Origin of the sequence: Polaromonas sp. CG_9.7 (assembly GCF_015752205.1) — a bacterium.
Taxonomy (GTDB): Bacteria; Pseudomonadota; Gammaproteobacteria; order Burkholderiales; family Burkholderiaceae_C; genus Polaromonas.
This window is the reverse complement of sequence record NZ_JADOVG010000035.1, coordinates 1-11104: the sequence shown is the minus strand read 5'-3', so window position 1 is coordinate 11104 and position 11104 is coordinate 1. Positions and strand designations below refer to the sequence as shown.

The following is an 11104-nucleotide window of genomic DNA, read 5'->3' as shown; positions in this document are numbered from 1 at the left end:
CCGCTTCGCAGCCGGCGTCCAGCAAGGCCTGCGCCTGGGCCTTGACCTGGTCCAGATCGACCGGCGTGTGCACGGTGCCATCGGCCAGCACGCGCTCGTCCACCTCCAGTCGCAGATGGCGCGGCACGATGGGCTCGAAGCTGCCGCGCAGGCCCCAGGTTTGCGGGCGGTCGCGGCGGCGCATCTCCAGCACATCGCGAAAGCCGCGCGTGGTGATGATGCCGGTGCGGGCCACCTTGCGCTCCAGCAGCGCATTGGTGCCCACGGTGGTGCCGTGCACAACGGTGGCAATTTCCGAAGCGGACTTAGTCACCTTCGCCACGCCGTTCATGAAGCCGCGCGATTCCTCCCCCCGGGTGGAAGGCACCTTGACGATGCGTGCGCTGCCATCCGCTTCGTTAAGCACAAACAGGTCGGTGAACGTGCCGCCCACGTCCACGCCCACGATGTAGGAAGCCTTGCCGCTCATGGTTTGTCTTTCAGTGCGGCGCAGGCGGTTACATAGCCCAGCGCCAGGTCTTTGTCTCTTGCCGATGCCGCCCGAGTACCGGGCGCGCCATAGCCGCCACCGCCCGGGGTTTCAAGTCGCACGCGCTCGCCGTGCTTCAGGCGAATGCCGATCATCTTGGAGCGCATCGGTGGCTGCATCCACTCACTATTATTTTCATAGCTAAAGACGTTCATGGCGCCTGCGCCACCGCCCGAAATACCTTTAGGCGCCGACTTGCCGCGCTCGCCAAAGATGAAGACCTCGGCGTCCTGCTCGAGCAGCTCGATCTCGTAGATGGCGCCCAACCCGCCCCGGTGCTGGCCGTCGCCACCCGAGTCGGGGCGCAGCGCCCATTGGGTGAAGCGCACCGGGTAGGCCGCTTCCAGAATTTCCAGCGGCGGGATAGTGGCGGTCGAGATGGGCGCGTTGCCATGGCTCATGCCGTCGCCATCCGAATGCCCACCATGGCCGCCACCGAAGAAGCTGAACATCACCCAGCGCTGGCCCTTGCGGGCTTCGTCGGTGCGGTGCCCGGCAATCGACAAGGCGTTGATCGTGCCGTAGGCCTGGGCCATGGCGCGCTTGGGGTCGGCCAGTGCGGTAGCGCTGAAGATCACGTCGATCATGCGCAGGATGGTTTCGGTGTAGCCCCCCACCGGACGCGGACGGGCGGCGCTGATGACGAGGCCGTCAGGCAGCACGAAGTCCACCGCATCGAGCACGCCCGCATTGGCGGGCACATCAGGGAACAAGTGCTTGAGCGCCACGTAGCAAGCCGCAATGGCCGTGGCGCGCGAGATGTTTACCGGGCCCGCGCATTGCGGCGAGCTGCGTGAAAAATCCAGCGTCAGGCGCTCGCCCTTGACCGTCATGTCCAGCGCAATGGTCAGCGCCTCGTCCTTGACGCCGTCGTTGTCCAGCATGTCGCTGAAGCTGTAGCAGCCGTCAGGCAGTGCCGAAATATGCGACTGCATGAGCTTCACTGCGCGGGTGCGCAATTCGCCCATCGCCTGCTTCACCACGGCATCGCCGTATTGGTCGAGCACGTCGTTCAGGCGGCGCATGCCCAGGTCCAGCGCGGCCAGCTGGCCATTGAGGTCGCCCCAGAGGCTGTCGGGCAGGCGGGTGTTGGCCTTGAGGATGGCCAGCACATCGTCATCAAACACCCCAGCGCGCACGATGCGCACGGGCGGAATTTGCACCGCCTCTTGCCAGCATTCGGTGGCCGCCGGGTTGTAGTTGCCGGGCACGTTGCCGCCCACATCGTGCCAATGGGCGGCCGATGCCAGAAAGCAATACAGCTTGCCGTGGCGAAAGAACGGCCGCACCAGCTTGAAGTCGTTGGCGTGGGTGCCGCCTTCGTAGGGGTCGTTGAACAGCCAGGTGTCGCCGTCGACGATGCCGCCGCGCTCGGTGGCGACGCGCTTGGCCGCGCGCACAGCAAAGGCCATGGCGCCTACAAATACAGGCAATCCAGACTTGCCTTGCACCAGTGTGTCACCGCTCTCAGCGTCGTACAGGCCGTGGCAGGCGTCGTGCGCCTCGGCAATGATGGGGTTGAACGCGCTGCGGTAGAGCGTCGCATCCATCTCGTCGGCGACCTGCTCCAGTCTGCCACGCAGGACGGCCAGCGTGACAGGGTCCATCGCTGGCGCAGATATCGGTTGTGCCGCCACTTGTTGTTCAGCCATCAATAGCCTCCTTGCCAAAACGCTTGCGCAGCTGGTTCAGCAAACCGCCGCTGCGCACCATGTCCATTAAAAACGGGGGAATCGGCTCACACGCGAGCGTGGTGCCGGACGGGGAAATCACCGCTGGCGCCTGCCAGTCGAGCGTGACCTGGTCGCCTTCGGCCAAGGTCCCGGCCTGCGGGCAGGTCAGCAGCAGCAGGCCCAGGTTGAAGGCGTTGCGAAAATAAAGACCGCTGAATGAGGGCGCAATCACCGCCGCCACGCCCAGTCGCACCAGCACGGCCGCCGCCTGTTCGCGCGACGAGCCAATGCCGAAGTTGGGACCCGCGACAATCACGTCGCCTTTTTGCACGCTGGCCACGAAATCGGGCCGCACCGATTCGAGACAGTGGCGTGCAATCACGTCCATGCCGTACTTCATGGCGTGGCCGGGTGCCAGCACGTCGGTGTCAATGTCAGGTCCAAGCTTCCAGACTTTGTGCAACGCGCTCATGGCAGTACCTCGCGGGGATCGGTGATGAAGCCGCGCAGGGCCGATGCCGCCACGGTGTAGGGCGATGCAAGGTAGACCTGCGCGCTGGCCGAGCCCATACGGCCCTTGAAGTTGCGCGCTGTGCTGGAGATCACCGTGGTGTTGTCCCCCACCGTATCCCCATAACCGGCGCAAGCGCCACAGGTGGTGGGGAACAGTTCAGCCCCGGCGTCCTGCAGCACCTGCAGCACACCTTCGTCTCGCGCGGCGGTCTGGTCTTGCTGGCTGGCCGGGGCCACCATCAGGCGCACGCCGGGCGCCACCCGGCGGCCGCGCAGCACAGTGGCAGCAGCCCGCAAGTCGTCGAGTTTGGCGCCGGTGCAGGCACCGATGTAGGCCACGTCAATGGCCGTGCCTGCGTGTTTGGCAACCGGGCCCGCGTTGGCGGGGCTGTGGGGTGCTGCCACCTGCGGCGTCAAGGTGTCGGCATCGAAGTCGTAACGTGTGAGCGGAGCCCCGTCGTCAGTCTGCCAGGCGTCCAGCTCCTGCAGGGCCTCTGCTGGAACGCCAGTGGCCAGCAGCCATTCGCGCGTGGTGGCGTCAGGCGCAATCAACCCGACTTGCGACCCCAGTTCGGCGCTCATGTTCGACAAGGTCATGCGCTCTTGCATGGAAAGGGCCTTCACGGCGGGGCCGGAAAACTCCACCGCCTGGTACTGGCCGCCATTCATGCCAAAGCGCCCCACCATGTGCAGCATCATGTCCTTGGCGGTCACGCCCGCGGCCAGTCGCCCGTTCCAGTGCATCAGCAAGGTGTGCGGCACCCGCAGCCAGATTTCGCCGGTCACCATCACGCCCAGCATCTCGGTGCTGCCAATACCGAACATGTAGGCGCCAAACGCACCGCCCGTCGGCGAATGCGAATCGCCACCCACGCAGAACATGCCGGGGCGGATGTGCCCGTGCTGCGGCACCACCACGTGGCAGATGCCCTGGCCGTCGTACACATGCGGCAGGTCCTGCTCGCGCGCCCAGTCGCGGGCAATGCGCACGATGCGGCGCGATTCTTCATCGCGTTCCGGCAGGTAGTGGTCCATCACCAGAACCACCTTCGACTTGTCCCAGATGCTGGCACCCAATTCATCGAGCATGGGTTTGAGTCGCCGGGGGCCGGACGAGTCGTGAAACATTGCCAGGCCGACCCGGCAATTGACGATTTCGCCGGGTATCACGCTGGGACGGCCGCTTGCGCGCGCCACCAGCTTTTGCGCCAGGGTGCTAGGGTGCAGGCTCATTCGGGCTGGACTCCAGAAGATTTACCAGCCCACACCAGAGCCAGCGCACTCGGCAACGTACGGGACCCCGCGGCCAATGAGATCAAAATTTGGTGTTGTTGAATCATGCACATGCAGTGGTCTCCAAGTCGTCCCGGGCGTGTGCCATGCCCTACAAGCCCAGATAAGCTTGGCGTAATTCATCGCTGCCCAGCAGCTCGTCGGAGGTGCCCGAAAAGCGGATGCCGCCGTTTTCCATCACATAAGCGCGATCGGCCACTTCAAGCGACTGTCCCACGTTCTGCTCGACCAGCAGCACTGCCAGGCCAGTGGCGCTCAACTGCTCAATCAAGCTGAAGAGCTCCTCGACCAGCAGGGGCGAGAGGCCCAGAGATGGCTCATCCAGAATCAACAGGCGCGGCTCGGCCATCAGGCCACGGCCAATCGCCAGCATTTGCTGCTCACCGCCGCTCATGGTTCCAGCCAGTTGACCTTCCCGTTCCTTGAGTCGGGGAAAAGTCGTGAATACCTTGTCGATGTTTTCTGAGCGGCGCTCCCGGGCACGAACAAAACTGCCTAACGCGAGGTTTTCGGTCACACTCAGATTGGGAAAAATCTTGCGGCCTTCAGGAACCTGGATCAAACCGGCCTTGACGACGTCGGTGTAGTGCGCGCCGCTCAGGTCGGAACCGTCAAACAGTACCTTGCCGGCCCACGCCCGGTAGATGCCGCACATGACATTGTTCAGGGTGGATTTGCCGGCGCCGTTGCTGCCCAGCAGCGCCACGGTTTCACCAGGGTTGACATGCAAATCGACACCGCGCAACACCTCCACGCGGCCATAGCCACCTCGCAGCCCTTCGATAGTCAGCAAGGGGGCCGAAGTGACTGATGGTTGGATAGTCATGCTGCCACCTTCTTGTTGGCTGCAGCGCGCAAGCGGGCAGCTGTTCCATGGCCCAGATAGGCTTCAATCACCTTTTCGTCGGCCGTGACATGTGCCGGACTTCCCTGGGCAATCAGCTGACCCTGAGCCAGCACCCAGACGTATTGGGCCAGGTTCATCACGGCCTGCATGACATGCTCGATCATGAGCACCGTCACACCACCATCGGCAATGCCGCGCACCACCGGAATCATCTCGGCAATCTCCTGCGGATTCAGGCCGGCCAGCACTTCGTCCAGCAGCAGCAGGCGCGGCTGTGTGGCCAGCGCGCGGGCCAGTTCCAGCCGCTTGCGCCCTGCCACCGTGAGGTCGCCTGCCGGCTTGTCAAGCTGAGACGCCAGCCCCACCCGGGCTGCAACATCGGCAGCCAACGCCAATGCAGCACGGCGGTTGGGCTCTTTCAAGTGCGCACCCACGGCAATGTTCTCGCGCACGGTCTGGGCCGCAAAAGGCTGAACAATCTGGAAGGTGCGCGTCATGCCCAGCCGGGCATTCAAATGCGGCGTCTGGCCGGTAATGTCTTGACCGGCAAAGCGCACAGTGCCGGTGTCAGGCCGGATAAAACCCGACATCAGGGCAAACAGCGTGGTCTTGCCGGCGCCATTGGGGCCAATCAATGCGGTGAGCGAACCATCGGGCACCGCCAGACTGACGCCCTGCACGGCCTTGAGGCCACCAAACGACTTGCCCAAATCTTGCAGCAACAACAAATCATTCGCCATGGCGGCCCCCCGAGCGCTTCCACAATGCCACCACCGATTGCCCGATGCCGGCAATACCGCGCGGCAGGAACATCACGATCAGCACCAGCACCGTGCCGTAAATCACCAGGCTGATGCCGGGCAACTGTCCAAAGAGATTGCGTGTCACATCCGCCAGTACATGCAGCACCACGGCCCCCAGCACCGGGCCCCACACCGTGCCAATGCCACCCACAATGGCCGCCACCAGGGCTTCAACCGATGTCATGGAGCCGTAGCCAATGGCGGGGTCGATGTACTGAAACACCTGCACATAAAACGCCCCGGCTGCGCCCATGAAACCGCCAGAGAGCGCAATCGCCCCCATCTTCACGTTGAACGGGTTCACGCCGATGGCGCGTGCGGCGTCTTCGTTGTCACGCACGGCCTGCAACCATGCGCCAAAGCGCGAGTTGCGCAGCCACCAGCTGACCACAAGCGCCAGCGTCACAAGCGACAGTATCAAGAACACATACCCTTTTCGCGAACCAAACTGCATGTTGGTGAACGACTCATTCAGCGGCAGCATCAGGCCCACGCCTGCGCCTGTGAATGGCACTGACAGCGCCAGGATGCGAAACACCTCGGCAAATGCCAGCGTTACGAGCGCGAAATAGGAACCCTTGAGACCGTACCGGAATGACAGCCCGCCCACGAACAGGCCCACCAGCGCACTGCCAGCCACTGCCAGCGGCAACGCCACCCAGGGATTGATGCCGCCCTGGACCTGCGCAATCACCTGGATGTAGGCCCCTGTGCCAAAAAAGAGCGCATGGCCGAACGAAAACTGCCCGCCGAAACCGCCCAGAATATTCCAGGCCTGCGCCAGCAATGCGGCGTAGAGCGCCATCATCACAAAGTTGAGCAGAACGCCCGAGTCAGAAAATACGGTCACAGCCGTAACGACTGCTGCAAACAAGAAAATGGTTAAGAGCTGCTTCACGACCTGGCTCCAAAAAGACCTTGCGGGCGAAACAGCAACACGGTGATGAAGATGACAAAGATGCCAATCTGCCCCAGCGATTCGCCAAGATACAAGCCGCCCAGTGACTCGACCACCCCAACCAGCAAACCGCCCACCAGTGCACCGGTAAAGCTGCCCATTCCGCCCAGCACCACAATGGTGAAAGCCACCAGCACAAAGCCGCCACCCACCTGTGGATTCACGTAATAAGCAGGCAGCAGGAAACATGCAGCAGCGCCCAGGCATGCCAAGCCGATGCCAAAGCTCATGGCATATACATGATCCACATTGATGCCCATGAGCTTGGCGCCGTGCTTTTCACGCGCCACGGCCCGAATGGCGCGGCCCAGGTCTGTCCTGTTCACAATCCAGAGCAATATCCCTGAAACCACCAGCGCCCCCGCAAACGCCACAAGCTTGGGCAGCGCGATCATGGCTGGGCCTATCGCCACCGTGCTCAGTGTGTAGGCGGTGTCGATGGTGCGGGTGTCGGACTTGAAAAAGAGCAAAGCCAGGTTTTCCATCACGATGGAAATACCCAGCGTGACCAGCAGAATGTTCTCGTCCTTGCCATGGCTGGCACGGTTGATGACCAGGCGCTGAAGGGCGTATCCCAATGCGAACATGCCCGGCACCACAATGGGCAGCGCCAGATAGGGATCGATGCCCAGGTGCTGCTTGAGCAGATAGACCGCATACATCGCCAGCATCAACGAGGCACCATGCGCAAAGTTGATGATGTGCAGCACGCCATAAATCAGCGTAAGGCCGAGCGCGATCAAGGCATAGACCGCGCCGGTCGTCAGGCCGTTCAGGATGGAGGGAAAGAGGATGCTGAACTCGAACATGAATAGTTTGTCCGGATTTCAGGCAAGGTTCCAGCCGATGCAACCCATTCCTGGATGCTTTGGCGGCTGCTGCCTGGGGAACCGAAATTGGGTGGTGTCAGGCTTTCAGCGGAAAGAGGGGATCAGCTTGGCGGTATTCGCGCGGGATGATGACCTTGATGTCCTTGTCGAGCACCTGCACCATGAGCGGCTGTGCCCCCTGGTTTTGGCCATTGACAAACTTCGTGGGCCCATAAGGCATGAAGTGGTTTGCGAAGGTGCTCTTTTCCAGCGAATCAATGATGGCGGCGCGGTCGGTGGACTTGGCACGCTCCAGCGCATCGGCCAGCAACCACATGGCGGTGTAGGTCAGGAAAAGTTCATAGCTGAAGAACAGGCCCTTGGCCTCCACGCGCTTCTTCAGCGCTTGCGCCTTGGGGTCCTTGGGATTGAACCAGTGGTTGCAGTCAATGATGCCGTTGGCGGCTTCCGGAAACTCCTTGAGGAACTTGTAACTCGATGCCGCACCGCCCAGAACGGAATAGATGGCCTTGGGCGTGATTTTTTGCTGCTGCATGGTACGCACCAGGAGCGCGTACTCGTTGTAGTAATTGGCAGGAATGACAATGTCTGGATTGACAGCTTTCATGCGCAGCACAATGTTGTTGAAGTCGCGTGTCGGGTTGGCGTGTTTGACGATTTCCTTGACCTCGTAGCCAAAGCCTGGCAACTCACGCGCCAGCAGCTGCGCCGTGCCACTGCCAAACAGCGACTCTTCATGAATGATCATGACCGTCTTGGCCGGCTTGCCTGCTGCAGTGTTGAGCACGTGCAGATTGGAAATGGCTGTTTCCGCCACCTTTTTATAGCCGGGCGCAAAACGAAAGGTATTTTTCAAGCCCCGCTCCACGATCTGGTCAGCCACTCCCACGTCCACCACATGCGGCAGGTTGTACTTGGCGGCCGTCTGCGTGGTAGCCAGGCAAATGGCCGAGGCAAACGCGCCCACCACAGCAGACACGCCCGCCTCATTCATTTTTTCCACTTCGGCCGCCCCGGCCTGCGGTTGCGACTGGGCATCACCCAGGAGCGCCTCGATCTTTGCGCCACCCAGCGACTTGATGCCACCCGCCTTGTTGATGTCTTCGATGGCCATCAACGCGCCTTCACGGCATTGCTGGCCTGAATACGCCAATGCACCGGTCACAGGATGCAGGACCCCGACCTTAATGGTGTTGGGCTGAGCACCGCCCACAAGAGGAAAGGCAAGGGCCGAAGCCGCAACTGCGGACTGGGACATGAAATGGCGACGGGTGGTCATGGACTATCTCCTGGCTATGGTTTTAGAGAGTGCAAAAACGTAGAAATCTTCAGTGAAACTGGGCAGACAGCTCTTTGCTGACCCACACCTTGGCATCAATGCTGCCCACGCGTGACAGCTGCATCTGGTACTCATAGCGATCCGGGCGATACAAGCCATGGAGCCACTGCACCGGACGTTCCTGGTCGTCGTAGATAAGACGCCGCACTGCCAGCAAGGCAGAACCCACCGCAACATCCAGGTGTTTTGCGATCACCGCATCGGCCAGCTTGGCAGAGATGGTCTGGTGAGCACGGCCCACCCTCACACCCGACTCCTCCAGCAGCAGCAAGATAGGCTTCAGGGCAAGTTCTCGCTTGCCGAACTGTCGTGCAATATCGCCGGGAATATAAGTGGTGATGTGGGACAAGGGCCCCTCGCGGGTACTGCGCACGCGAACCGCTTTTTGTACCGCATCCCCCGCACCAATCAGCAAGGCTGCCGCCACCGCAGGAGAAGCGGCAACGGTCTCGACATCCAGCACCTTTACCGAAGTCCGAAGCCCCATGCTCACCAGATTTTCCAAAAGGCCTGTCAGGTGCGCACGACTGGCTTTCCCGTCTCTGGCGGAGCCGCTTCGAACGTCGGGCTGCGGCCGCACTGGACGGGTTCCACGGCCCGGCTCGCGTGAAATCATGCCTTCGCTCTGCAGCAATTCCAGAGCACGCCGCACCGTCACACGAGCAACGGAAAATTGCTGCATCAGTGTCAGCTCACCAGGCAGGCCGGCATCAAATCGACCCTCTTCTAACTGCTCACGCAGCACCAGATAAATCTGGTGGTACTTCGGCAGAGGCAGATTTGTTGAGCGCATGAGATCATCATAAAAACAGTTCTAATGTCCTGTCAATAAGACATTTAAAGAAAAATCCCTGCTCAAGGGTTAGTCCTAGGTGGAGGGTCCCGCAGAGCCGGCAAGCGCGGGACCGTTCTTCGTGCGGGGAGTCAGCCCATAGTCTTTCTCGCGAGGCAGGTGGGCGAACAGGGTGAATCGGCTTGACCGCTAAGCCAGCGCTCCAATCGCAGACCGGTTCAGGCCGATGATCAAATCACCCTCCCAATGCCCGGGCACAGTGCGATCCTCGGCCTCGGCGGGGCGGCTGGAGATCATCTCCGCCGCGCTGACGGGCGCCCACGCTTTGGCTTGGGCCCTGGCCCGCAGCACACCCAGCGCACTCCCGGTACGAAAACAGCTCACCAGCTCGTGCTTGAGCGCACCTCGTCCCTGGATATAGAGGGCCTGGTAGATGGCTTCGTGAGAGATGCGCAGGGATTGGTCATCCGGAAACCAGACCTGCAGGCGCTTGGCAATCTGCTCGGGCGCCAGCCATTGCCCCATTTACGGTCACTGCGATGGGGCTTGTTGCGGCCCTTGAACGGTGCCTGCCGAGGACCGGCAATCTCATGGCCATCAGTGTCATGGACTTTCCCGGCCAAGCGGTCCTGGACATAGCGGTGCAGCTTGGGGTTGGTTACCAATTTGGCAGGCTTGGGTCTTTTGACCACCAGTTCTGCCTTCATTGCGCGATCGAGGGTCGATATTCGAGCTGGCCGCTACGAATTACCGCGTTGCGTGTGAGCTCCCGCTAAACCGTTGACGGGCTTCGCCCGATACGGCCAGCTTTTCACCCGCACACCGGCGTCTCGGGCATGGAGCAGCCCAATGTCTTTGCACCCGGAGAGCGCATCGCTCCTCGGCCCGTTAAATTCTGCATCCAACCTGCAGGTCGCCCCATAAACACCTCCTTGGTTAAAGGTGTTGCGACGACTGGTTGAATCCGACCAATACGCGAGTAATGCGCATCAGTCGCTGGTGACAAGGCGTGGCATGGCGGGCTGAGCCGAAAGGCAACTGCCGGGAGCGTCAACTCGGTGATGGAACGCTTCTTACTGAGCCTGAAGATCGAGCGGGTCTGGCAACGCGACGACGCCAATCCACGGCCAAGCCATCCATGACATGGCTGACCCACTAGTTTAAAGAAAGCCGCATCGAGGCATTTTCAACTGGCGTAGCGGGTCGCAAATTTTTAAACCCTGTCTTTGCTGGTGTGCCTGCCGCTGAAAAACAGGTATTTAACCAACGAAATTGCTGCAAGTGCCAGCACCACAAAAAGCAACAGGCACAAGAGCCCCATGACCCACATCATTGGGCCACCTGCCATGGCGTCCATCATGTTTTGCATAATTATTTTTCCAATGCTATTAAAAATTCGAAAAGTCTTACATCACGAAACTGAACAATGCACCTAGTAGACAGTCAACCTGATTCGTTGTCTGCGTGCGGATAGACCCAAGCCATTTTTTGGCGTGCCTTGCTTAAGTTGAATTGCCAGCGTATTG

The 11104-nt window shown here is 61.0% G+C and carries 11 protein-coding genes and 1 pseudogene; all 12 read right to left on the bottom strand.

The window, feature by feature from the left end:
* Positions 1-469: hydantoinase/oxoprolinase N-terminal domain-containing protein (locus tag IWX87_RS19230; protein WP_304609493.1), on the bottom strand; the 469-nt coding region annotated here is incomplete at its 3' end.
* The gene (locus IWX87_RS19225) at positions 466-2181 is read right to left on the bottom strand and encodes a hydantoinase B/oxoprolinase family protein (protein ID WP_231374878.1); all 1716 of its coding nucleotides are present in this window, start codon (positions 2179-2181) and stop codon (positions 466-468) included. The genes IWX87_RS19230 and IWX87_RS19225, both read right to left, overlap by 4 nt.
* Positions 2174-2674, bottom strand: a complete 501-nt coding sequence (locus IWX87_RS19220) for a 3-isopropylmalate dehydratase (RefSeq protein ID WP_196865112.1) — start codon at positions 2672-2674, stop codon at positions 2174-2176. Before IWX87_RS19220 ends, IWX87_RS19225 begins: the two co-directional genes overlap by 8 nt.
* On the bottom strand, positions 2671-3948 hold the full coding sequence (locus tag IWX87_RS19215; RefSeq protein ID WP_196865111.1) for a 3-isopropylmalate dehydratase large subunit: 1278 nt from the start codon (positions 3946-3948) through the stop codon (positions 2671-2673). Before IWX87_RS19215 ends, IWX87_RS19220 begins: the two co-directional genes overlap by 4 nt.
* A 151-nt stretch (positions 3949-4099) precedes the next feature.
* Positions 4100-4834, bottom strand: a complete 735-nt coding sequence (locus IWX87_RS19210; protein ID WP_196865110.1) for an ABC transporter ATP-binding protein — start codon at positions 4832-4834, stop codon at positions 4100-4102.
* Positions 4831-5595: an ABC transporter ATP-binding protein gene (locus tag IWX87_RS19205; protein ID WP_196865109.1), complete on the bottom strand. Its 765-nt coding sequence runs from the start codon at positions 5593-5595 to the stop codon at positions 4831-4833. Before IWX87_RS19205 ends, IWX87_RS19210 begins: the two co-directional genes overlap by 4 nt.
* Positions 5585-6556, bottom strand: coding sequence for a branched-chain amino acid ABC transporter permease (locus IWX87_RS19200; RefSeq protein WP_196865108.1), 972 nt, complete (start codon positions 6554-6556; stop codon positions 5585-5587). Before IWX87_RS19200 ends, IWX87_RS19205 begins: the two co-directional genes overlap by 11 nt.
* Complete coding sequence (locus IWX87_RS19195) at positions 6553-7425, bottom strand: branched-chain amino acid ABC transporter permease (RefSeq protein ID WP_196865107.1); 873 nt, start codon at positions 7423-7425, stop codon at positions 6553-6555. Before IWX87_RS19195 ends, IWX87_RS19200 begins: the two co-directional genes overlap by 4 nt.
* 97 nt (positions 7426-7522) lie before the next feature.
* The gene (locus IWX87_RS19190; protein ID WP_196865106.1) at positions 7523-8725 is read right to left on the bottom strand and encodes an ABC transporter substrate-binding protein; all 1203 of its coding nucleotides are present in this window, start codon (positions 8723-8725) and stop codon (positions 7523-7525) included.
* Between the two features lie 49 nt (positions 8726-8774).
* Positions 8775-9578, bottom strand: a complete 804-nt coding sequence (locus IWX87_RS19185; protein WP_196865105.1) for a GntR family transcriptional regulator — start codon at positions 9576-9578, stop codon at positions 8775-8777.
* A gap of 96 nt (positions 9579-9674) precedes the next feature.
* A pseudogene (locus IWX87_RS19180) lies at positions 9675-10435 on the bottom strand (transposase); the annotation flags it as partial.
* Positions 10436-10791: 356 nt separating this feature from the next.
* Positions 10792-10947: a hypothetical protein gene (locus IWX87_RS19175; RefSeq protein WP_196865104.1), complete on the bottom strand. Its 156-nt coding sequence runs from the start codon at positions 10945-10947 to the stop codon at positions 10792-10794.
* Positions 10948-11104: the final 157 nt, after the last annotated feature.